The organism is Halopiger xanaduensis SH-6 (genome assembly GCF_000217715.1).
GTDB classification, from domain to species: domain Archaea; phylum Halobacteriota; class Halobacteria; order Halobacteriales; family Natrialbaceae; genus Halopiger; species Halopiger xanaduensis.
The window spans coordinates 646,676-666,220 of the sequence record NC_015666.1 but is presented as its reverse complement, the minus strand read 5'-3'; the positions used below and the strand labels follow the sequence as shown (position 1 = coordinate 666,220).

The 19,545-nt window shown below is 66.9% G+C and carries 26 protein-coding genes and 1 tRNA gene; 14 read left to right on the top strand and 13 right to left on the bottom strand.

Going from position 1 to position 19,545, the window contains the following annotated elements; all coding sequences use genetic code 11:
* Positions 1 to 24 precede the first annotated feature (24 nt).
* Positions 25 to 588, bottom strand: coding sequence for a hypothetical protein (locus HALXA_RS03285; RefSeq protein ID WP_013878885.1), 564 nt, complete (start codon positions 586 to 588; stop codon positions 25 to 27).
* Positions 589 to 726: 138 nt separating this feature from the next.
* Between HALXA_RS03285 and thiE the strand changes: the two genes are divergently transcribed.
* The 4 genes from thiE to HALXA_RS03265 all read left to right on the top strand — a co-directional run bounded on the left by thiE (position 727) and on the right by HALXA_RS03265 (position 3,190).
* Positions 727 to 1,395 carry a thiamine phosphate synthase gene (thiE, locus tag HALXA_RS03280; RefSeq protein ID WP_013878884.1) on the top strand — a complete coding sequence of 223 codons (669 nt, stop codon included), beginning with the start codon at positions 727 to 729 and terminating at the stop codon, positions 1,393 to 1,395.
* A complete protein-coding gene (gene thiM, locus HALXA_RS03275) occupies positions 1,388 to 2,221 on the top strand; it encodes a hydroxyethylthiazole kinase (RefSeq protein ID WP_013878883.1) in 834 nt (277 codons plus the stop codon). The genes thiE and thiM overlap by 8 nt, the downstream gene beginning before the upstream one ends.
* Before the next feature lie 99 nt (positions 2,222 to 2,320).
* Positions 2,321 to 2,593, top strand: a complete 273-nt coding sequence (locus HALXA_RS03270; RefSeq protein WP_013878882.1) for a DUF7553 family protein — start codon at positions 2,321 to 2,323, stop codon at positions 2,591 to 2,593.
* Positions 2,594 to 2,668: 75 nt separating this feature from the next.
* Positions 2,669 to 3,190 (top strand): hypothetical protein, encoded by a 522-nt coding sequence (locus tag HALXA_RS03265; RefSeq protein WP_013878881.1) that lies wholly within the window; start codon positions 2,669 to 2,671, stop codon positions 3,188 to 3,190.
* Positions 3,191 to 3,235: 45 nt separating this feature from the next.
* Here HALXA_RS03265 and HALXA_RS03260 read toward each other — a convergent pair whose 3' ends face one another.
* From HALXA_RS03260 to HALXA_RS03240, 5 genes are all read right to left on the bottom strand, one after another.
* On the bottom strand, positions 3,236 to 3,871 hold the full coding sequence (locus tag HALXA_RS03260) for a hypothetical protein (protein WP_013878880.1): 636 nt from the start codon (positions 3,869 to 3,871) through the stop codon (positions 3,236 to 3,238).
* Between the two features lie 76 nt (positions 3,872 to 3,947).
* Complete coding sequence (locus HALXA_RS03255; RefSeq protein ID WP_013878879.1) at positions 3,948 to 4,187, bottom strand: hypothetical protein; 240 nt, start codon at positions 4,185 to 4,187, stop codon at positions 3,948 to 3,950.
* 79 nt (positions 4,188 to 4,266) lie between these two features.
* Positions 4,267 to 4,701 (bottom strand): hypothetical protein, encoded by a 435-nt coding sequence (locus HALXA_RS03250; protein ID WP_013878878.1) that lies wholly within the window; start codon positions 4,699 to 4,701, stop codon positions 4,267 to 4,269.
* 1 nt (position 4,702) lies between these two features.
* The gene (locus HALXA_RS03245; protein ID WP_013878877.1) at positions 4,703 to 5,230 is read right to left on the bottom strand and encodes a DUF7342 family protein; all 528 of its coding nucleotides are present in this window, start codon (positions 5,228 to 5,230) and stop codon (positions 4,703 to 4,705) included.
* Positions 5,231 to 5,435: 205 nt separating this feature from the next.
* Complete coding sequence (locus HALXA_RS03240) at positions 5,436 to 6,299, bottom strand: sulfurtransferase (RefSeq protein WP_013878876.1); 864 nt, start codon at positions 6,297 to 6,299, stop codon at positions 5,436 to 5,438.
* A 282-nt stretch (positions 6,300 to 6,581) separates the two neighbouring features.
* Between HALXA_RS03240 and HALXA_RS03235 the strand changes: the two genes are divergently transcribed.
* Both HALXA_RS03235 and HALXA_RS03230 read left to right on the top strand, forming a co-directional pair.
* Complete coding sequence (locus HALXA_RS03235; protein WP_049895393.1) at positions 6,582 to 7,388, top strand: sulfurtransferase; 807 nt, start codon at positions 6,582 to 6,584, stop codon at positions 7,386 to 7,388.
* 75 nt (positions 7,389 to 7,463) lie between these two features.
* Positions 7,464 to 7,919 carry a helix-turn-helix domain-containing protein gene (locus tag HALXA_RS03230; RefSeq protein WP_013878874.1) on the top strand — a complete coding sequence of 152 codons (456 nt, stop codon included), beginning with the start codon at positions 7,464 to 7,466 and terminating at the stop codon, positions 7,917 to 7,919.
* 57 nt (positions 7,920 to 7,976) lie between these two features.
* Here the strand turns inward: HALXA_RS03230 and HALXA_RS03225 are convergent, their stop codons facing one another.
* A complete protein-coding gene (locus HALXA_RS03225; protein ID WP_013878873.1) occupies positions 7,977 to 8,546 on the bottom strand; it encodes a DoxX family protein in 570 nt (189 codons plus the stop codon).
* Between the two features lie 287 nt (positions 8,547 to 8,833).
* On the opposite strand from HALXA_RS03225, the gene HALXA_RS03220 reads away from it, so the two are divergent.
* Positions 8,834 to 9,646: an aldo/keto reductase gene (locus HALXA_RS03220; RefSeq protein WP_013878872.1), complete on the top strand. Its 813-nt coding sequence runs from the start codon at positions 8,834 to 8,836 to the stop codon at positions 9,644 to 9,646.
* A 30-nt stretch (positions 9,647 to 9,676) separates the two neighbouring features.
* Here the strand turns inward: HALXA_RS03220 and HALXA_RS03215 are convergent, their stop codons facing one another.
* The 4 genes from HALXA_RS03215 to HALXA_RS03200 form a co-directional block, all read right to left on the bottom strand.
* Entirely contained in the window at positions 9,677 to 11,140 is a 1,464-nt protein-coding gene (locus tag HALXA_RS03215; protein WP_013878871.1) for a dihydrolipoyl dehydrogenase, read from the bottom strand.
* A 99-nt stretch (positions 11,141 to 11,239) separates the two neighbouring features.
* Positions 11,240 to 12,121 (bottom strand): DUF106 domain-containing protein, encoded by an 882-nt coding sequence (locus tag HALXA_RS03210; protein WP_013878870.1) that lies wholly within the window; start codon positions 12,119 to 12,121, stop codon positions 11,240 to 11,242.
* A 158-nt stretch (positions 12,122 to 12,279) separates the two neighbouring features.
* A complete protein-coding gene (locus tag HALXA_RS03205; protein WP_049895392.1) occupies positions 12,280 to 13,152 on the bottom strand; it encodes a universal stress protein in 873 nt (290 codons plus the stop codon).
* A gap of 75 nt (positions 13,153 to 13,227) precedes the next feature.
* Positions 13,228 to 13,473, bottom strand: coding sequence for a type II toxin-antitoxin system HicB family antitoxin (locus HALXA_RS03200; protein ID WP_013878868.1), 246 nt, complete (start codon positions 13,471 to 13,473; stop codon positions 13,228 to 13,230).
* Between the two features lie 140 nt (positions 13,474 to 13,613).
* Between HALXA_RS03200 and HALXA_RS03195 the strand changes: the two genes are divergently transcribed.
* The 3 genes from HALXA_RS03195 (at position 13,614) to HALXA_RS03185 (ending at position 16,966) form a co-directional block, all read left to right on the top strand.
* Positions 13,614 to 14,294, top strand: coding sequence for a haloacid dehalogenase type II (locus HALXA_RS03195; protein ID WP_013878867.1), 681 nt, complete (start codon positions 13,614 to 13,616; stop codon positions 14,292 to 14,294).
* A gap of 120 nt (positions 14,295 to 14,414) precedes the next feature.
* Positions 14,415 to 15,809, top strand: a complete 1,395-nt coding sequence (locus HALXA_RS03190) for a signal recognition particle protein Srp54 (protein ID WP_013878866.1) — start codon at positions 14,415 to 14,417, stop codon at positions 15,807 to 15,809.
* 176 nt (positions 15,810 to 15,985) lie between these two features.
* Positions 15,986 to 16,966 (top strand): hypothetical protein, encoded by a 981-nt coding sequence (locus HALXA_RS03185; RefSeq protein WP_013878865.1) that lies wholly within the window; start codon positions 15,986 to 15,988, stop codon positions 16,964 to 16,966.
* A 123-nt stretch (positions 16,967 to 17,089) separates the two neighbouring features.
* Here HALXA_RS03185 and HALXA_RS03180 read toward each other — a convergent pair whose 3' ends face one another.
* Both HALXA_RS03180 and HALXA_RS03175 read right to left on the bottom strand, forming a co-directional pair.
* Positions 17,090 to 17,503 (bottom strand): RNA-binding domain-containing protein, encoded by a 414-nt coding sequence (locus HALXA_RS03180; RefSeq protein ID WP_013878864.1) that lies wholly within the window; start codon positions 17,501 to 17,503, stop codon positions 17,090 to 17,092.
* Positions 17,500 to 18,126 carry an AAA family ATPase gene (locus HALXA_RS03175; RefSeq protein WP_049895112.1) on the bottom strand — a complete coding sequence of 209 codons (627 nt, stop codon included), beginning with the start codon at positions 18,124 to 18,126 and terminating at the stop codon, positions 17,500 to 17,502. Before HALXA_RS03175 ends, HALXA_RS03180 begins: the two co-directional genes overlap by 4 nt.
* A 140-nt stretch (positions 18,127 to 18,266) precedes the next feature.
* On the opposite strand from HALXA_RS03175, the gene HALXA_RS21935 reads away from it, so the two are divergent.
* The 4 genes from HALXA_RS21935 to HALXA_RS03160 all read left to right on the top strand — a co-directional run bounded on the left by HALXA_RS21935 (position 18,267) and on the right by HALXA_RS03160 (position 19,507).
* A complete protein-coding gene (locus HALXA_RS21935) occupies positions 18,267 to 18,407 on the top strand; it encodes a hypothetical protein (protein ID WP_013878862.1) in 141 nt (46 codons plus the stop codon).
* Between the two features lie 85 nt (positions 18,408 to 18,492).
* Positions 18,493 to 18,597 (top strand) — tRNA-Arg (locus HALXA_RS03170).
* A 171-nt stretch (positions 18,598 to 18,768) separates the two neighbouring features.
* Positions 18,769 to 19,008 carry a DUF7563 family protein gene (locus HALXA_RS03165; RefSeq protein WP_049895110.1) on the top strand — a complete coding sequence of 80 codons (240 nt, stop codon included), beginning with the start codon at positions 18,769 to 18,771 and terminating at the stop codon, positions 19,006 to 19,008.
* Positions 19,001 to 19,507, top strand: a complete 507-nt coding sequence (locus tag HALXA_RS03160; RefSeq protein ID WP_013878860.1) for a hypothetical protein — start codon at positions 19,001 to 19,003, stop codon at positions 19,505 to 19,507. Before HALXA_RS03165 ends, HALXA_RS03160 begins: the two co-directional genes overlap by 8 nt.
* Positions 19,508 to 19,545: the final 38 nt, after the last annotated feature.

Sequence of the window (19,545 nt, the reverse complement as noted above, 5' to 3'; positions counted from 1 at the left end):
CGTCGCTCGGACGGTCGACCGGCGTCAGTCCGAGTCGGGGGAAACGAGTCGCACGTCGCCGAGTTGCCCTGCCGGCTGGTACTCGCAGCGGTAGGTGTCCATCTCCGGCGTCGCCTCGAACGCGAGCGTTTCGCGCTCGCCGAGCGTCTCGTTGCCCGGCGTCGAGTAGTCTCTGACCACTTCTCGGTCCTCGTCCCAGAACGCGATGTTATGGTGGATTCCGTCCTGATTCGTCCAGGTGAGTTCGTACTCCCCGCCCTCGACGAGCACCAGCGTCGGGTTCTCGACCAGTTCGATCGGCGCGGGCTCGAGGCCGAGCCAGCCGCCGACGTAGCCGTCGAACCGGAGTTCGGCGACGTCGCGCCACGCGTCGGGATCGGTGTTCCCGACGGTCGTCTCCGCGGCGTCGACGACGGGCTCCTCGTCTGATCCGTCGTCTCCGCTGTCGCCGTCACTGCCACCGCTGCCGCCACCGCCGTCGCTGCCGCTCAGACAGCCGGCCAGCGACGCGACGGCCGTCGCCCCGAGTCCCGCCACGACCGCTCGCCGTCCGGTTTCGGCCCCGGTTCCGGTGCGGTTCGATCCCATCAGCGGACGTACTTCGCGTACGTGCATAAGCGTGGGTTCGCGCGGATTGAACCGTCTGCTCGAGCCGACGGTTGCGCGCTCGATACCGACGCTCCATCGACCGAAGCGGCTTAGTGTAATCACCGAGGAATATCCACCGTGAATCCCCCGAACTGGCAGACCTACCTCGTCACGCAGGCCTCGCTCTCCGAGGGGCGCTCGACCCTCGAGATCGTCGAGGCGGCGATCGCCGGCGGCGTCGATGCGGTCCAGTTGCGCGAGAAAGACACCGACGCGCGCCGGCGGTACGAGCTCGGCCTCGAGGTGCGCGAACTGACCGCAGAAGCGGGCGTGGACCTGATCGTCAACGATCGAGTCGACATCGCGCGGGCGATCGACGCCGACGGCGTCCACGTCGGCCAGTCCGACCTCCCCGTCGCGGTCGCCCGCGGCCTACTCGGCTCGGACGCGATCGTCGGCTGCTCAGCCTCGACGGTCGCGGAGGCCCGCGAAGCCGAAGCCGAGGGCGCGGACTACCTCGGCGTCGGCACGATCTACGGCACCACGTCGAAGGACGTCGATCCCGAACAGGACGGCGTCGGTCCCGAGCGCGTCGCCGCGATCGCCGACGCGGTCTCGATCCCGATCGTCGGCATCGGCGGCATCACGGCCGACAACGCCGGCTCGGTCGTCGAGGCCGGCGCGACCGGCGTCGCGGTCATCTCCGAAATCACCGCCGCCGACGATCCGCGGGCCGCGACCGAGGCCCTTGCACAGGCCGTCGAAACGGCGACGCCGATCGAGAACGGAGGGATCGCCAATGAGTAACGACTACGACCTCGAGTCGCAGGACCTTGCGACGTCCCTTGAGACGATCGCTGAGTCCGAACCGCTCGTCCACTCCGTGACCAACGAGGTGACGATGAACGACGTGGCGAACCTGATCCTCCACTGGGACGCGCTGCCGGTGATGGCCGACTCCGAGGGCGATGCCGGGGAGATGGCCGAACTGGCCGACGCGATCCTCTTTAACACGGGGCAGGTGCCCGACCGGCGCGTCGACGCCATGCACGACGCCGCCGAGACGGCCAACGAACTCGGCACCCCGATCGTCCTCGACCCGGTCGGCGTCGGCGCGACGGCCACGCGCCGAAGCGTCGCCGAGGACTTGCTCGAGTCGACCGACTTCGCGGTCATCAAGGGCAACTACGGCGAGATCAGCGCGCTGGCGGGCGTCGAGGCCGAGGTGAAGGGCGTCGAATCGGTCGGCGACTACGAGGAGATCGAGGACACGGCCCGGTCGCTGGCCGAATCGACCGGCGCAATCGTCGTCGCCAGCGGCGTCGAGGACGTCGTCGCGACCGAGGACGCCGTCTACCGGCTCGCGGTGGGCCACGAGATGCTCTCGACGGTCGTCGGCACCGGCTGCATGGTCGGCGGGACGATCGCGGCCTTCCGCGGCGCGCTCGAGGACGACTTCACCGCGGCCCTGCACGGCGCGCTCGCGTTCGGGCTCGCCGGCGAGCGGGCGGCCGAGACGGACTATCGGGGCCCGGCGAGCTACCGGACGGCGTTCCACGATACGGTGGCCGGACTGTCGGGCGAGGACGTGGCGGACGTCGACCTTGGGGAGCGGATCGAACGCGTCGAGTAAGCGAGCCGACGGCGTCGCCTTGCTTACTTCTGAGAACGAACTTCCCGCGAGCGAGCAACTATTGAAACTGTTTTATCACAGTCGCCTGAACGACGAGGTATGTCACGCGAACACCTCGCAGACGCAGCCGAATCGCTTCAGACCGCAGCGGACGCGACCAGCAACGACGACGCACGCGAGCGCCTCGAGAACCAATCGAGTGAGTTCGAGGACCTGGCGAACGCCGATCGCGGCCCCGACCACGGCAAACTCGCGCGCCACGAGCACATCCTGACCGATATCGCTGACGAGGAAGGTGGTGAGGTCGCCGAGCACGTCGAGGAGGCGCTCGAGTCGATCCGCGCGTTCCGATCGACGGTCGACGGGGTATAGGCTCGAGCCGCCGCGCCTGACGTGTCCGTGTCAGAAGCACGGGTTACTTCCTCCGCAGCCTCGTGACGGGCCGTAGTGAGCGACCTGATTACCGAATTCGCCGACTACGACTCGTTCGCCCGCGAGTGGCACGCGCAGGACCTCGAGTCGCATTCGGTGACGCTTGCGGAGGCCCGAGAACGGGGCCTGCTCAACGAACAGGATACCCGCCAGATCTGGCAGCTGCTGGACTTGCTCGAGGACGACGAACTGTTTCTCCACCTCCCGCAGTGGCTGGCCGACGAGAAGGTCGACGGCGCGGACGGAGACGGGGACGCACCGACGACGTTCGTCGGCCGCGTGGCCCGCGAAACCGACAAGGCGATCCTCGTCGAGGATTCGGCGGCGACGCACGCGCTGATGCGACTCGCGCACGGCATTCGCTCGCTCGAGCGGGGCCTCGAGAATACCGGGGCCGATGCCGACCGTCGCGAGGAGTTAGAACAGCGGCTGCAAGCGAAGTATCGACAGTTCGAGACTCGAGACGACGCCGTCGGACTCGCCGACGAGTGGGTGCCGAAGAGTCAGATCAGGAGTGCGATTCGACGGCGCGAGTGACCGGAACGTCGGTGTTTCCGGTCGAAATACTCGAGTTTGCAGCAATTAGCAGACCGGCTTGGGGTTCGCGCCCATCGCTTCCATGTTTTCGACGTACTCGTCGTAGGCCGCTTCGATCGCGCCGGTCGCGGCCTCCTCGGCACGGTCCCAGTCCTCGTCGCTCTCGCAGACGTCCTCGAGCAACTCGGTGGCGCGCTCGAGTTGCGCGTCCAGATCGTCGCCGAATCCGCGGAAGACGCTGGCGGTCTGGGGGCTGGCGTCGCCGACGAAGAAGCCGACGACCTGGTCCTTCGAGCGCTGGCTCGCGAGGATGCGCCCGACGAGCGCCCCGACGCGTTCGACGGTCGAGTCGAGGCCGCGCAGGTACTCGTGGAGCGCGGGCACTTCCTGGGGCTCGTACTCCTCGTTGCCGAGTTCCTCGAGGACGGTCTCGAAGTGGCCCTGCTCTTCGTCGGCCGTCGTCTCGAAGGCCTCGCGCGCGGCGTCGTGGTCCTCGTCGTCGGCCCACTGACTGAAGGTCTGCCAGGCGGCGTGCTCGGCGTCGGCGGTCGCCTCGAGGACGGGCTCGGTGTCGATGTCCCCGCCGGTGTCGGCGTACAGCGACTTCGAGGAGCCCAGCCGGGAGAGTTCGGTCTGGTTCTCGTCCTGGACGGTCTCGACGAACGCGTCGGCGTCGGTCATGGTCGGTCGTTCGGGTGGCCGGGAGTTAGGCCTATCGTCATCGGTGGTGTTTTCGAGGGTTCGAGACGGCGGTTGGCTATCCGTCGCCGTCTCGAGTACGCTCTACGTCGGCCGGCCGCGGATTGACGAGCCACCCGAGAACGAGGAGCACCGGACTAGCGAGGACGGCTATCAGTACCAGCCCCGCGACGGGTTGTAAGCCGCCGTATCCCTCGCCGATGCTGACGAACCCCGCAGCGAGAACGACGATCCCGACGCAGAGCAGTTGGTTCGTCGCTTTGCGACTCGAGAACCACGAGTCAGCGTTGTCGACCATCGTATTGAAAACCCAACCAGAACCCGGTAACGGTTCCGGTCGATGGTGTACCGGAACTGATGGCGACCGGGCTTCCGACTCACGCGTCGTGTAGTTCCGCGACCCGCTCGCCGATCCACTCGAGGGCGCCGAACAGGACCTCGAGGTGGTGCGTCCCGTCCAGCGGCGACGGTTCGACTGTCGGTGCGGCGTCGGGCGGCGGATGGAAGTGCTCCCGCGGTGCGTCGGGTTTCGGATGCCGATCCCAGCGACACTGCCACGCCCCGGTTTCGCGGCTCTCGAGGTAGTGAACGGTGTAGTCGCCGCCGGTAAACCAGCGAACGTCGACGCGGACCGACGCAACGGTACCGGGGTACTGCGTCCGATCCAACTCGAGTTCGAGCACGCGCGGCGAGATTGAATCCGGACGAAACGCCCACGCGGCGACGAGGGGATGCGAGGAGCCGCGCCGCGCGAGCACCTCGAGCGTCGGGACGTCGAGCGGGCCGCTCGGCCCTTCCGATCGGTCCGACATTTCAGACGCGGGCGCGATCGCCGTTTCGCGATTCCGCCCGCTGGACGGCTCGCTGCAGCACCGTAATATCGCGGCGGATCGTCCGCCACTCGGAGAGGTCGTCCCACCGCTCGTGGAGTTTCTCGTGATCCGCGACGGCCGTCTCGTCGACGGGCACGGCGTCCGGATCCGGAACGTCGTACTTCTCCTGGAGCGCCCGATCGTCCGCCAGCAGTTCCTCGAGTCGGGCCCGCAACTCGCTCGCGTCGTGGTCGTCCGCGAGGCGTTCGATGCGCTTCCACCGGAAATACGAGGGATTGCGCCGGTAGGTTGCGGGCCGGGAATCCGTTCGCGTCGCAATCCCCATCTCGACGAGTTGCTCGAGGGCCGCTCGAGCTCCGTTTTCGGAACACTCCGCCCACTCCGCGAACTGCCCTGCGGAAGCGGAATCGGTGGTGCCGACGAGGACGTCGTACACCCGCTGGAAGGTCGTCCGACCGTCGGCCCAGTCCGCCGTCGAGTCGTCGGGTGGTCCGTCGGAATCGCTCATACGCACCCTTCGTGCGAGATGCGAATATATCTTTCCTCGAGTACAGATACCTGCGTTTCGGGATGGTCGTACCCGACTCGAGACGGCGCCACGGGACCGGCTCGAGGGACGAAACAGAATCAATGAACGGCAGAGGACCAGCTATGGACGGTTTCGTACGCGAAAAATGGGATCGCTTCCGTCGTCTCGAACGACTACGCTGTCGTTATTCGCCGTCGCCCGTCTCGATCGGGGCGTTGACCAGGTTGCCCCACTCGGTCCAGGAGCCGTCGTAGTTGACGGTGTCCTCGTAGCCGAGCAGTTCGTGCAGGGCGAACCAGGCGACGGAGGAGCGCTCGCCGATGCGGCAGTAGGCGACGGTCGTCTCGTCGCCGTCGATGCCTTCCTCGGCGTAGAGGTCCTCGAGTTCCTCGGAATCCTTGAACGTGCCGTCGTCGTTGGTCACGGCCGCCCAGGAGATGTTCTTCGCGCCGGGGATGTGGCCGCCGCGCTGGGCCGTCTCGTTGAGTCCCGGCGGGGCGAGGACTTCGCCGCTGTACTCCTCGGGCGAGCGAACGTCGACGAGCGGCACGCCGCGCTCGATCGCGTTCTCGACGTCCTCGCGGTAGGCGCGGATGCTCTCGCGCGGGCCGGCGGCCTCGTACTCGGTCTCGGAGAAGTCCGGCTCCTCGTCCGTGGTCGGGTAGTCGTTCTCGAGCCAGTACTCGCGGCCGCCGTCGAGGAGTTTGACGTCGTCGTGGCCGTAGTACTTGAACTGCCAGTAGGCGTAGGCGGCGAACCAGTTGGAGTTGTCGCCGTAGAGGACGACGGTGTCGTCCTCGCTGACGCCGTGGCTGCCGAGCAGGTCCTCGAAGTCCTCCTTCTCGAGGATGTCGCGCTGGGTCTGGTCCTGAAGCTGCGTCTCCCAGTTGAACCCGATCGCGCCGGGCGCGTGTTCTTCGTCGTACGCTTCGGTGTCGACGTCGACCTCGATCAGTCGCAGATCGGAGCCGTCGTCCTGGAACTCGTCGAGGCGCTCCTCGACCCAATCGGCGTCTACGAGTACGTCTTTGGCGTAGTCGGTTGCCATACGCATCTATAGGGTACGGAGGGTCATAGTGGCTCACGAACCGGACAATTCGGACACCAGTCGATCGTTCAGGAAAGTATTGCTGGTACTCTGTGCTGACGGTCACCGCGGGTGCCGCGGCGCCGACCACTGGCGGCGGTTTATACATAGGACCGACATATGAACGGCCGGACCGATGTGGGCCGAGGGCCTGAACCAGAGATTATTGCCGCAATCTCGGTACCGAGGGGAGACGTGCCGGGACCGATGTACTATGGGTCCCGCGGCGGCATCGTCAACGTAATGGACGAATCCGTCGTCGTCGCCCCCGACTGGCTCGCAGCGCGACTCGAGGCCGAAGACGAGGACCCGCAGGTACGCGTCGTCGACGTCAGGGACGCCTGGGAGTACGACGGTATCGGTCACGTTCCCGGCGCGATCAACATCCCGTTCGACAGCTACCGCGACGAATCCGACGTCGACCGCGGGACGCTGCCCGGCGCCGACGCCTTCGCCGAACTGCTCTCGGAGGCCGGCATCTCGCCCGACGACACCGTCGTCGCCTACGACGACACCCACGGCGTCTTCGCCGCGCGGTTCGTGCTCACCGCCCTCGAGTACGGCCACGACGACGTGCGGCTGCTCGACGGCGACTACAGCGCCTGGAACCGCGAGTACGAGACGACCGGCGAGATACCCGACGTCGAACCGACCGACTACGAGCCCGATCCGCTCTCCCCCGAGGAGAGCCCGCTCGTCGACTACGAAGCGGTCGAAGCCGCCCTCGAGCGCGGGGCCCTGTTCGTCGACACGCGCGAGGACCACGAGTTCGAAGAGGCCCACCTCCCGGGCGCCGTGCGCTTCGACTGGCGCGAGGTCATCGACGACGAAACCCGCCGACTCAAGCCCGAGGACGAACTCGAGGCGCTGCTCGAGGACCACGGCATCACGCCGGACCGCGAGATCGTCCTCTACTGCAACACCGCGCGGCGGATCAGCCACACCTACGTCGTCCTCAAAGCGCTCGGCTACGAGGACGTCGCCTTCTACGAGGGCAGTCTGACGGAGTGGCTGGAGCACGACGGCGAGGTCGAAACCGGCACCGCGTGACCGTCGGGTCCGTTCGCGACGTCGACCGTCGACACCCGAGAAATCAAATAGGTCGGCTTTGAATCGACCGTACGAATGTCATCCGAGCGACTGTCGGTCGATCGTGCGGCCGACCCCGACCGCATCATCGACGCGCTGGACGACGACGCTTGTTGCGACATCCTCTCCGTTCTCGAGGAGCCGATGACCGTCAAGGAAATTGCCGACGAAGCCGAGGTGCCCCTCTCGACGACGTACAAGAAGGTCGACCGGCTGACCGACACGTCGCTCGTCGTCGAGGAGATCCAACTCCGGCCGGGCGGTCACCACCGTTCGCAGTACGTGGCCCGGTTCGAGCGGCTCGCGGTCGAGTTCGACGAGAACAGAGATCTGCAGGTCGAGATCGAGCGGTCGCCCACGAAGTCGGAACGGGAACGCGAGTCCGGACTCTCCGAGCTGTGGTCGTCGGTTCGAGAGACCGCGGAGACCGTGCTCGAGAGTGGAACGGAACGTCAGCACTCGAGTCGGAGCGAGGAGTCGTCCGCGGACTGAACCGTCGTCACTCGCGGCTGTCGTCGGAACGGAAGGAAAGAAAAGCGGAATTACGACTCATCCGAGGATGTAGTCGAGTTTCGGGTACTTCTCGAGCAGCGGTTGGCCGTCGATTTCGTACCGTTCGATGAGCGCGTCGAGCCCGAGGATCCGGCCGGCGCCGAAGGCGGCGACGGCGAGGAAGACGAGCAGGTACGCGAAGTCGCCGTTGATGAGGCCGTGTTCGACGCTCCAGTTCGCGAAGTAGAACATGAACATCATCGTCGCGCCGAAGAACGCCGCGAGGCGGACCATCGCGCCGACGAGCAGGCCCAGACCGATCGCGACCTGTCCGAACGGGACGGCGACGTTCACGATTTCGACGAACCAGGGCGTCGTTCCCATCCAGGTGAACAGCCCGACGAGGGGCGAGGCCTGGTTGACCCCGTGGAGGAGGAACCCTTCCGCGCTAAACGGCTCCGCGGCCAGGAGTTTGCCGAGTCCGGCGTAGAGGAACGCGTAGCCCATCATGAGCCGCAGCGCGAGGACGAACCACGCGCTCAGGCTGTGGGCCTTCCCGCGGACCGTCATGCCGCCGACCTTGCTCTCGAACACGTTCGCACCGACAGTCATCTTCTCAGTTGCCATTATATCTTCACCTACTTCTATAGAGGGCGGGAGATACTATATAAATAGATGCTAATTCTACGGGGGCGAGAATGTGCTCCCGGCGGCTTTAGGGCGCTCACGGGCGAGGATCTGGAAACCGGGGGCTGGGAGGAATCACTTATAAATGGTGCGGTGGCGAAGACGAGCCGATCGGCGGCTACCCCGTCCCCCGCTCGAGCGGCCGTCGAAACTCGCCTGCTGCCCGCGCGACCGGCGGACTGCCGGAAGCAGAAGAATAAACCTCCCCTCTCGAGAAGCCCGATCCGATGCCACGCGACGACTTCCCGCGGATCGGCCTCGGCACGTACTCGTCCGATAACCGCGAGCAGTGGACCGAGAACGTCCGAACCGCTCTCGAGGTCGGCTACCGCCACGTCGACACCGCGCAGGTGTACGAGAACGAGGAGTACGTCGGCGAGGGGATCGACCAGGCCGACGTCGACCGCGACGACATCTTCCTGTCGACGAAGACCGTCCACCACGACGTCCCGCCCGAATCCGAACAGGTTCCGGAGGCCATCGACGGCTGCCTCGAGCGGCTGGGCGTCGACGCCGTCGATCTGCTGTACGTCCACTGGCCGTCGGGAATCTACGAGCACGAGGAGATCCTGCCCTACTACGACGATGCCTACGAGGCCGGTAAGACGCGCAACGTCGGGCTCTCGAACTTCACGCCCGAACTGCTCGACGAGGCGTTCGAGGTGCTCGAGGCGCCGCTCTTTGCTCACCAGGCCGAGATGCACCCGCTGCTCCCGCAGGACGAGCTGGTCGCGCACGCGCAGGAACACGACTACTGGTTCGTCGCCTACTCGCCGCTGGCCCAGGGCGCGGTGTTCGACGTCCCCGAAATTCGGGAGGTCGCCGAGAAACACGACGCGACGCCGGCGCAGGTCTCGCTGGCCTGGCTGCTCGATCACGACAACGTCGCGGTCATCCCGAAAGCGAGCAGTCGGGACCACCTGGAAGGAAACTTGGCTGCTGCCGATCTCGAGTTAGACGAGGAGGACCGCGAGTTGATCGACTCGATCGACCGTCGCGAGCGCCAGATCGATCCGGATCACGGCCCCTGGAACTGGTAACCCGGTCGCTGCTGCTCGTCGACTACGCGACTATTCTGCCTCCGAACTGCGACCGCTCGGCGCGACGTCCCGCCAGTCCGGCGCCGACGAGAACTCCTTCGAGGAGAGGTCGTCGAACGCCGTATAGATCGCCTCCGAGAGCGCCGGATGGACGTGCACCGGATCGGCGACGTCGTCGACGGTGCCGTCGCCGCTGTCCATCGCGACGACGACCTCCTGGATCAGCGTCGAGGCCTGCGGCCCGACGACGTGACAGCCGAGAATCTCGCCGTCCGGCGCCGCGAGCACCTTCACGAACCCGTCGTCGGCCCCCAGAATGAGCCCCAGGGGCGCGGCGTCGAACGGGACCGTCGTCGACTCGTACTCTCGGCCTTCGTCCTCGAGTTCGCCCTCCGTTCGCCCGACGCTGGCGACCTGCGGCTCGGTGAAGATCGCGTGGGGCATCGCGCCGTAGTCGACCTCCCGTCCGGCGTCGTTTAGAACGTTCGCCATCACGACTTCCGCCTCGTAGTCGGCCGCGTGCTTGAACGGCTGCTCGCCGACGATATCGCCCAGCGCCCAGATTCCCTCGGCGGCCGTCTCGAGGCGCGCGTCGGTCTCGACGTACCCCTTGTCGTCGGTTTCGACGCTCGTCTCCTCGAGCGCGAGCGTGTCGGTGTTGGGCCGGCGTCCTGTCGCGAGGAGGAGCTCGTCGGCCTCGATTTCGACGGGCTCGCCATCGTCGTCGCTGGGTTCTGCGGTGATCGTGACGCTTCCGCCCCCGTCGCCCTGTGCGACTTCCGCCGCCTCGTAGCCGGTATAGAGGTCGCAGTAGTCCGCGAGCGAGTCCGTGACGACCGCGCTCGCGTCGTCGTCCTCGCCCGGAATCAACCGTTCGCTGCGCCCGATCATCGAGACGTCGGTCCCCAGCGCCCCGAAGAAGTAGCCCAGTTCGGCGCCGATGTAACCCCCGCCGACGATCGCGAGTTCGTCGGGCTGTTCGTCGAGGAAGAGCGCATCGTCGCTGGTGAGGAAGTCGACGTCCTCGAGGCCGTCGATCGGCGGGACCATCGGTCGCGAGCCGACGGCGAGGACGATCGCATCGCCGCGGACTTCGCGGGTATCGCCGCTATCGTCGGTCGGTTTGACCGCAATCGTCCACTCGTCGACGAACCGCCCTTCGCCGCGGAAGAGCGCGACGCTGTCGCTCTCCTCGAGCGCCCGCTCCTGACGTGCGGCCTTCTCGTAGACGGTGTCGTGAATCGCGTCCGTGATCTCGCCGTACGCGACGTCCTGTAGATCGGCCGCGATTCCGAACTCCCCGGCGCGTCGCACCGCGTCCGCGAGGTCGGCCCGGTGGATCAGCGCCTTCGATGGGACGCAGCCCCGCGTGATGCAGGCTCCGCCCAGCGGTCCGCGCTCGATTACGGCCGCCTCGAGGCCCCGATCGGCCGCTGCGGTCGCGACTTGACTCCCGGAGCCGCCGCCGATCACGACGATATCGTACTCGTCCATGGACCGTTCCCACCACGGACGGACGCGTAAAACCGGGACCTGCTCCCGAATGGCCCCTCGCCTCGTTTCGACTCGAGACTCGAGTCGCGTGAGGATTCGCTACGACGGACGCACCTCGAGCCCGTCGGGAACGACCCGACCGACCCGCCGAACGACGAGATTCGAGCCGAGCGAGCACAGCGCGTACCAGGCCATCCACGCCTGCACCGGCCCGACGACCCGCGCGGTCCAGACGATATCGCCGAGCACGGGCGCGACCGTCACCAGCGGCGCGGTCGCGTGAGCCGGCGCCGTCACCAGCCACGAGAGGTACAGGAAGACCGGCACGGTCAGCACCATCGTCCACGCCAGCACCTTCAGGTGGTCGGTCAGCACCAGCGCCTGCCGCCCGACGAGGTCGCGGCGCTGCTCGCCGAGCCGCGCAGCCGCCGCCTCGTCGCCGCGCGCTCGAGCGGCGGCCAGCCGCTCCTGCAGTTCTCGAGTCCGGTGCCTGAACGCGCTCGCGTCAGGCCGATCGAGCCGACGGCGGACGAGGGTCGTCGCCAGCGTCGTCGCGACCGCCAGCGCGAGGACGACGGCGGGGAAGGGAAGGGCGGCCGCGAGCGGCCCGAGCGCGAGATCGAGGACGCCCGCGACGCCGTCCCGGATCGCCGACACCTGGTACCCGGCGAGCAGCGAGAGCGCGCCGACGCCCGCGGCAACGTCGCGACGCGACCACCCTTCGGGCTCGGGCGGATCGAACTCGCGGCTCTCGAGCGTCTCTCGAACGGCGGTCGGGTCCGCGAACACGAACCGATCCTCGCCGTCGACGGGTACGAGGACGCCCCGCTCGAGCATCGCACCCCAGTGTTCGCGGTCGATGTCGTCGCGGACGTCCGTCCACGCGACGGTGCCGTCGCCCGTCTCCGCAGCGCGGAGCACCGTCGCCAGCGCCGCCGCCCCCTCGTCGCCGGCCGCGACGTGCGTTCCGGATGCTGTCATCCTCGAGGCGTTCGACGGCCACGGGTATCGACTGTCGGGTCGCGTTTCCAGCGGCGACACCGCTACCGAAGGTTTAGGTGGCCGCTGCGAGCGGTGCCGAAACGGCAGCATTCGACGCTCTTCGGACGGATATTTGAGAATCGAGTGCGACGCCGAAGCTACTCGCCGTTCCGCTGAACGGTCAACACGGGAACCGGGGCGCTGCGCAGGAGTTGCTCGGTAAAACTGCCGATCAGGTGGCGATCGAGCCCGGTGTGGCCGTGGGTCCCCATCGCGATGAGGTCGACGGCCTCGGCGTCGGCGTGGGTCCTGATTTCGTGGGGGACGGAGCCGCTCGAGACCGTCGTCGTGATCGACGCCTCGTCGAGCCCCGCCTCCGTTGCGGTCGACGCTGCGGCCTCGAGGATCGCTTCGGCGTTTTCCTCGAGTTCGGTTGTGGTTTCGTCCGAAACCGGCTCTTCCACTTCCGGCAGTTCGTCGATCACGTACAGCAGGTGCAGCGTTGCGCCGGTGTGGGCCGCGACCTGCGCGGCGACCCGGACCGCAGCCGTCCCGTGGTCGCTGCCGTCGGTCGGAACGAGAATCGCCTCGTAGGGATACGACCGGGTGACTCCATCGGCCGCTCGGACCGACAGCACGGGCGTTTCGGTGACGTTGATGACGTAGTCCGTCGTCGTGCCGAGTACGTACTCGCCGATCCCGTGACAGCCGTGGGCACCCATCACGACGAGGTCGGCGTCGGCCGCGGCGTCGACGATTTCCTCGCGCGGTTCGCCCCGTCGAACGTCGGTGACGACGTCGATCCCGCGCTCCTCGGCCCGGTCGCGCGCGTCTGCGACGATCTCGTCGCCTTCCCGCTCGAGCGCGTCGGCGACGTCGGTGCCGAGTCCGGCGAGGGACGGCAACGCCGTGTCCGCGACGTGGAGCACATGGAGGGTCGCGCCCGCGTCCGCGCCGATCTCGAGGGCGTGGTCGAACGCGGCCGTCGAGGCGTCGCTCCCGTCGACGGGGACGAGAATATCGTCAGCGATCATACACCCGTGTCGTTCACCCGGATAGGGTTTACATCTACGGGCGGCGGGTGCCGCCTCTCGCTCCCGGGCGGGTTAGAGCCAGTTGTCGCCGGTCGTGTCCTCCTGGGCGTCCCGGTAGGAGGCGACCGCCTCCGCGAGGTTCGCGACGGCTGCGCGCTCGCTCTGGCCTTGACTCGAGACGCCGGTGATCTCGTCCTCGGCGATGTGGAGTCCGTTCTCGTCGACCCAGGTCGTTACGTCCGCGTCCGCGAGGGCGTCGTACTCGTCGGGGTCGACCGGTTCGGCGTCGTCCGCATCGACCTCGTCTCCGTCCGTCATACTCGCACTTCTCGCCGCGCGAGTGAAATACGCATCGCCAGCGGTCGGCGGTCGTGGGTGACACCGCCTCGAGCCGCGTCCCCACGGACGACGGCGGCCGCGACTCCAATCCTTATCACTCCCGTTGTGGTGCGTTCCGTATGTCGTTCGATCCCGACCGCGTCACGACGATCACGTTCGACTCGTACGGCACCCTGGTCGACGTCGAGGCGGCCACCGCCGCGCTCGCCGATGTCGTCGACGATCCGGACGCCGTCTCGCAGCGCTGGCGGACCCGGTCGCTGGCCTACACCTTCGTCGCCAACCAGATCGACGCCTACCAGCCCTTCTACGAACTCAACCGCGACGCGCTCCAGTACGCGCTGGACGCCCACGGCGCGGCCGTCACCGAGGACGAGCGCGACGAAGTTCTCGCGGTCTACCACGAACTCGAGGTCTTCGACGACGTCCGCGACGGTCTCGAGGCCCTCGTCGATGTCGGCTACGACTGCTATATCCTCTCGAACGGGAATCCCGAGATGCTCGAGTCGCTGGTCGAGCACGCCGACATCGACGACCTGCTCGCGGACACCATCAGCGCCGACGAGATCGAGACGTTCAAACCGAACGCCGAACTCTACCGCCACGGCGCGGCCCGGACCGGGACGCCGATCGACGAGATCGCCCACGTCGCGGCCGGCTGGTTCGACGTCCGCGGCGCGAATCACGCCGGCATGCAGAGCGTCTGGGTCGACCGAAAGGGCGAGCCGTGGGGGCCGTTCGACGGCGAGCCGGATCTGACGATCGAGACGTTCGACGAACTGGTCGAGACGCTCGAGTAGGTCGTCGCTGCGCTCGCTGCGGTCGATACCGCCGCCCTCGAGTTCGAGCGGCCGATCCTCGCCGTCGCCCTGCACCCGGTAGAAAAAACCTTTAACGCCGTCGTCCCGTAAGTACGGCAAATGGTACTCGACGATCTCGGGAGTTCTCTGCGGGGCACCCTCGACAAACTCCGCGGGAAGTCACGAATCAGCGAGGAGGACGTCGAGGAGATCGTCAAGGAGATCCAGCGCTCGCTGATCTCCGCCGACGTCGACATCTCGCTCGTGCAGGAACTCTCCGGCAACATCAAGGAACGCGCCCTGGAGGAGGAGCCACCCGCCGGCACCCCCGCACGGGACTTCGTCCTCCGCATCGTCTACGAGGAACTGGTCGATCTGATCGGCGACTCGACGGAACTGCCCCTCGAGGAACAGACCATCCTCCTCGCCGGGCTGCAGGGGTCCGGTAAAACCACGTCCGCGGCGAAGATGGCTTGGTGGTTCTCGACGAAGGGGCTGCGCCCGGCGGTCATCCAGACCGACACCTTCCGCCCCGGCGCCTACGAGCAGGCCGAGGAGATGGCCGGCCGCGCCGAGGTCGACTACTACGGCAACCCGGACAATGACGACCCGGTCGAAATCGCGCGCAAGGGACTCGAGGAGACCAGCGAGGCCGACGTCCACATCGTGGACACGGCCGGTCGCCACGCGCTCGAGGACGACCTGATCGACGAGATCGAGCAGATCGAGGGCGTCGTCGAACCCGACACCTCGCTGCTCGTGTTAGACGCCGCGATCGGCCAGGGAGCGAAGGATCAGGCCCAGCAGTTCGACGAGTCGATCGGCATCGACGGCGTCGTCATCACGAAGTTAGACGGTACCGCGAAGGGTGGCGGTGCCCTCACTGCGGTCGACCAGACCGACTCGTCGATCGCCTTCCTCGGGACCGGCGAGGAGGTCCAGGACATCGAGCGCTTCGAGCCCGACGGCTTCATCTCGCGGCTGCTCGGGATGGGCGACCTCTCCCAGCTGGCCGAGCGCGTCGAGCGCGCGATGCTGGAGACCGAGACGGAGGAAGACGACTGGGACCCCGAGGACATGCTGCAGGGCCAGTTCACCCTCCACGACATGCAAAAGCAGATGGAGGCGATGAACAACATGGGTCCGCTCGATCAGGTGATGGACATGATCCCCGGCTTCGGCGGCGGGATCAAGGACCAGCTCCCCGACGACGCGATGGACGTCACCCAGGAGCGGATGCGGTCGTTCTCGGTCATCATGGACTCGATGACCGAGGCCGAAAAGGAGTACCCGAAGGCTATCGGCGCCAGCCAGATCGAGCGCATCGCCAAGGGCTCGGGCACCAGCGAGGACCAGGTCCGGGAACTGCTCCAGCAGTACAAGATGATGGAGAAGACGATCAAGCAGTTCCAGGGCATGGGCTCCGAGCAGGAGATGCAGCGCATGATGAAGCAGATGCAACAGCAGGGCGGCGGAGGCGGCGGTGGCATGGGCGGCATGGGCCCGTTCGGATAACTCGCCGCTTGCGTCGCGATTCGGCCGTTCTCCCTCTCTCATTCATCCGTTCTCGAGTCCTCACTCGCTCGCAATTCGACCCGCCCCTCGAGTCGCCACCTCACCCGCCGAACGGTTAGATTCGGTGACAGTCCGGGCGTCACGTTAAAGAACGGCTAGACCTAGCCTCGAGTATCATGGACGCGAATCGGCGACAGTATCTGGCCCGCACCGGGGCCGTCCTGGGCACGGCCGCGCTCGCAGGGTGTCTCGACGCTCTCGACGGCGACGAGGGCTCCGACGTCGACGTCGAGGACCGCACCGGCCCCCGGGAACTCGACCGGGCCGTCGGACAGTTGAACCGGGCCGCGCTCGCGCTGAACGTCGACGAAGGGGCGCTCGAGAACCCCGAGGAGGTCGACTTCGACGCCTCCGAGCCGCGCGATCACCTCGAGCAAGCACGCGAGCACCTCTCGACCGCCGAATCCGAACTGGACGGCCGAGAGGACGATCTCGAGGCGTTGCGCACCTACGCGGGCGTTCTCGAGACGCTGACCGACGTCACCGCGACGGTGGCCGACGACGCGCTCCTCGAGGACGTCGAACGGGTGAATACGGCCCTCGAGAGCGATGGAGAGAATCTCGACGAGGCCGTGACGACCGTCGAGGACCGACGAGCGACGCTCGAGTCGACGCAGTCGGCGTTCGACGCCGCCACCTCCGAGTTAGTCTCCCTCGACGCCGACCGCCTGCAGGAACTGGCCGTGATCGACCGCGCGGAGCTCGAGTCCGGCGCGTCGACGCTCGGCGACGTCCTCGACTCGCAGGTCACGCTGGCCACGGGGTACGAGACGCTGCTGGGCGGCTACGAGTACATAGAGCAGGGACGAGCCAAGGCCGACGACGGCAACCACGAGGACGCCGAGATGGCGTTTACCGCGGCGAAACAGGAGTTCGCGACCGCGGCCGAGACGTTCTCGAGCGGCAAGGAGGACGCCCCTAAGGGGCTGGTCGACTACTTCGCCACGGCGCTGTGCCAGAGCGGCCACCTCGAGTCCGCGGCGGGGAGCTTCGCCGACGCCGCCGCTGCGGCGACCGAGCGGGACCCCGTCGCCGCGCGCCAGCACCGCGAGGAGGCCGAGGCGTCGCTCGAGGACGCTCGCGCCTGCGCGGACTGATCGGAGCGGAGTCTCGAGAAGGGGACAGCCGAGCAGCAGGCGCGGCGACTGGGATACTCGAGTCGTCGCCGCTCCAGTGTGATCCGGTCGTAGAATTACAGCAGACTACGGCGGACGGGGCGCTCAGCCCGTAACCGGCTCGCCGTCTTCCGTCGGCGGCGCGATCTGATCGACGTACTCCTCGACGGACGGCTCCTCGACGCGGACGCGGACGTTGATCTCGCCGAGTTCGTCCGGCTCGCCGACCGAGAAGTTGACTCGATCCATGAACGCGGCCTGCTTCTTGAGCGCAAAGGAGAACGTGTCACCCTCGCGGTTCGCGAAGAACTCGCCGCGGGCCGTATCGAGGATCTCCTGGCGGTGAAGCAGGTCCGAGAAGTGCTCCATCGAGTGGGCTTCGGCTCTGATCTCGCCGAACTCCTCCTCGAGGTCGGCGTTTGGGAAGATGTTGGCGACGGCGTCGGCGACGCGGCTCGTGACCTCGGTGTCGTAGACCGGTGCCGTGATCTCGACGTCGACGCGGTAGATGTCGGTCATGGGTCTGCTTCCGCTTCGGTTCGGTTTGCGTTTTCGTCCTCCGGTTCGGTTTCCGTCTCTGTCCCGGCGTCGGCGCCTACCCCCTCGCGGATGATCGTCCGCATCCGCTCGTGGAACGCCTCGAGCGTGTCGGTGTTCTCGACGACGACGTCGGCCTGGGCCATCGCGTCGTCCATCCCGAAGCCGCGCTCGCGCTCGTCGCGTGCGGCCAAGGGTTCGCCGCCCTCGTCCTCGCCGGCGTCGCGGCCGCGGGCGTCGATCCGCTCGGCCCGGACCTCGAAGGGGGCCTCGATACTGACGAGCGTGAAGTCCTCGCCGAAGCGCTCCTCGAAGACGTCGACCTCGGTGTCCGATCGGATGCCGTCCACGAGGACGGTGTCGTGGTCCTCGAGGCGGTCCTCGATCATCGGGAGCGAGCGCTCGGCGATGGCCGCCGGGCCGTTCTCGTCGCGCAGGGCCTGCGCGACCTTCCCGTGGTCTTTCGTCGGGTCGAGTCCGCGGTCGGCGGTCTCCTGGCGGACGACGTCGCCCATCGTCACCACCGGGATTCCGTCCTCGCGTGCGACGGTGGCGGCCTCGCCCTTGCCGCTGCCGGGCAGTCCCACCGTTCCGATGACGTGCATCGAGTCCGAATAGCAGCGTTGCCCGCTTAAGGACTGTGCCTCGCGGGCGCTCGCGTTGTCGGTCTCGATTTTGGCTCGAGGAGTGACTCGGCTGTGCGGCATCCCTATAGGCTTTCGCGCTGCTCGTCGACGTCTCTGCTATGCGACTCTCCACGATCGCGATCGTCGTCGGTCTCGGGCTGATCGTTATCCCGATTCCGGTGTTGCCGCCGTTCGTCGGGACGATTCTGGGCGTGCTCGTGTTGCTGGTCGGGTTGTTCCTGCGGTTCCTCGGGCTCTGAAGTTGGCAGTTGCTCAGGTTGTATCGCCTGTCGAGAGCGCTCAATCCATACCGCTTATACCAGTTGATCGTCGATATGGACTCGAGGGCACGTAGCTCAGTCTGGATAAGAGCGTCGGACTTCTATCCTCGTCGCGTCTGCGGCGGGGGAAGACATCCGACGGTCGTGGGTTCAAATCCCATCGTGCCCGTGCGAAAACTATCGTTTTAGGGCTTCTATCCAGAAGTCCGTTCGAGAGTCGCTATCGTTCGTATTCGCGGGATTCCGAACTCGAAATCCGCCCTGAGAATCGGGATTCCGTTCAACCGTTGAACGCACCCCGTCGCCCGCTTGCGGTTTCCGTTGTTGGGACCACGGTGGGGTGGTCGGCGTGACGGTCGCACCATGGCCGTCAGCTGGCCGGTCGACGTGCCTGCACTGCGACTCGTTCATCACCGATCGGTTCGGTCGCGTCTTCGGTGACGAGAACGACCGCGTCCACCGCTGTCCCGAGTGCGACACCTACGCGCGGCTAACTCGCGGGTCCGCCGCCGGAAAAGACGTCGAGGTCCCAGACCCAGAAACGTCGCCCGGCCGCCACGGGGGTGAGCCCGATGTCTGAGTTCGTCCGGGCGAACCGACTGTACGATGTCGAGAACCGGACGCCCATAGCCCATCCGGCCCATCAAGCGAGCGACGCCGACGTTCGTCGTGCGCTCGAGGAACGAGACGATCGCGAGATTCGGACCGACGGCGGAACCGACTCGAGCGAGCGATACGTCCCGGTCACCATCGACGGCGAGCGGGTACCGGCCGAACAGGTCGACCGGTTCGACGGCGACGTGATCGTGAGCGTTCCCGTCGCATCAGCTGTCAGCGAAGGATTCGACTTCTCGGGAATCTGGCGGTGCAAGCGCGTCACGGTGAAAATATTCGGGCGAGAGTTCGCCGCGACGATCGCTGCGTGTAGTATCGAGCACGGCGTTGCGGGAATTCAACTAACCGAGTGTGAGTCGTTCGAGTCCGGCGCTGCTCGCAGCGACAACCGCACGGACATCGGTCACTCGCCTTCACATTCTGAGAATTCCACGCGAAGGCAAGGGGGTGACTCGGGCCGATGACGGAGTGTCCGGTTTGCGACGCCGAGAGCGCGAAGGTC

Excerpts from the sequence above, each read along its gene's own strand:
- HALXA_RS03245 (WP_013878877.1), bottom strand. The coding sequence starts at position 5,230 with ATGAGCGATTCCGACGGACCACCCGACGACTCGACGGCGGACTGGGCC.
- HALXA_RS03160 (WP_013878860.1), top strand. The coding sequence starts at position 19,001 with ATGTCTGAGTTCGTCCGGGCGAACCGACTGTACGATGTCGAGAACCGG.
- HALXA_RS03270 (WP_013878882.1), top strand. The coding sequence starts at position 2,321 with ATGTCACGCGAACACCTCGCAGACGCAGCCGAATCGCTTCAGACCGCA.
- HALXA_RS21935 (WP_013878862.1), top strand. The coding sequence starts at position 18,267 with ATGCGACTCTCCACGATCGCGATCGTCGTCGGTCTCGGGCTGATCGTT.
- HALXA_RS03240 (WP_013878876.1), bottom strand. The coding sequence starts at position 6,299 with ATGGCAACCGACTACGCCAAAGACGTACTCGTAGACGCCGATTGGGTC.
- HALXA_RS03255 (WP_013878879.1), bottom strand. The coding sequence starts at position 4,187 with ATGGTCGACAACGCTGACTCGTGGTTCTCGAGTCGCAAAGCGACGAAC.
- HALXA_RS03235 (WP_049895393.1), top strand. The coding sequence starts at position 6,582 with ATGGACGAATCCGTCGTCGTCGCCCCCGACTGGCTCGCAGCGCGACTC.
- HALXA_RS03190 (WP_013878866.1), top strand. The coding sequence starts at position 14,415 with ATGGTACTCGACGATCTCGGGAGTTCTCTGCGGGGCACCCTCGACAAA.
- HALXA_RS03225 (WP_013878873.1), bottom strand. The coding sequence starts at position 8,546 with ATGGCAACTGAGAAGATGACTGTCGGTGCGAACGTGTTCGAGAGCAAG.
- HALXA_RS03175 (WP_049895112.1), bottom strand. The coding sequence starts at position 18,126 with ATGCACGTCATCGGAACGGTGGGACTGCCCGGCAGCGGCAAGGGCGAG.
- HALXA_RS03285 (WP_013878885.1), bottom strand. The coding sequence starts at position 588 with ATGGGATCGAACCGCACCGGAACCGGGGCCGAAACCGGACGGCGAGCG.
- HALXA_RS03260 (WP_013878880.1), bottom strand. The coding sequence starts at position 3,871 with ATGACCGACGCCGACGCGTTCGTCGAGACCGTCCAGGACGAGAACCAG.
- HALXA_RS03185 (WP_013878865.1), top strand. The coding sequence starts at position 15,986 with ATGGACGCGAATCGGCGACAGTATCTGGCCCGCACCGGGGCCGTCCTG.
- HALXA_RS03230 (WP_013878874.1), top strand. The coding sequence starts at position 7,464 with ATGTCATCCGAGCGACTGTCGGTCGATCGTGCGGCCGACCCCGACCGC.
- HALXA_RS03180 (WP_013878864.1), bottom strand. The coding sequence starts at position 17,503 with ATGACCGACATCTACCGCGTCGACGTCGAGATCACGGCACCGGTCTAC.
- HALXA_RS03200 (WP_013878868.1), bottom strand. The coding sequence starts at position 13,473 with ATGACGGACGGAGACGAGGTCGATGCGGACGACGCCGAACCGGTCGAC.
- HALXA_RS03250 (WP_013878878.1), bottom strand. The coding sequence starts at position 4,701 with ATGTCGGACCGATCGGAAGGGCCGAGCGGCCCGCTCGACGTCCCGACG.
- HALXA_RS03215 (WP_013878871.1), bottom strand. The coding sequence starts at position 11,140 with ATGGACGAGTACGATATCGTCGTGATCGGCGGCGGCTCCGGGAGTCAA.
- HALXA_RS03220 (WP_013878872.1), top strand. The coding sequence starts at position 8,834 with ATGCCACGCGACGACTTCCCGCGGATCGGCCTCGGCACGTACTCGTCC.
- HALXA_RS03210 (WP_013878870.1), bottom strand. The coding sequence starts at position 12,121 with ATGACAGCATCCGGAACGCACGTCGCGGCCGGCGACGAGGGGGCGGCG.
- thiM (WP_013878883.1), top strand. The coding sequence starts at position 1,388 with ATGAGTAACGACTACGACCTCGAGTCGCAGGACCTTGCGACGTCCCTT.
- HALXA_RS03195 (WP_013878867.1), top strand. The coding sequence starts at position 13,614 with ATGTCGTTCGATCCCGACCGCGTCACGACGATCACGTTCGACTCGTAC.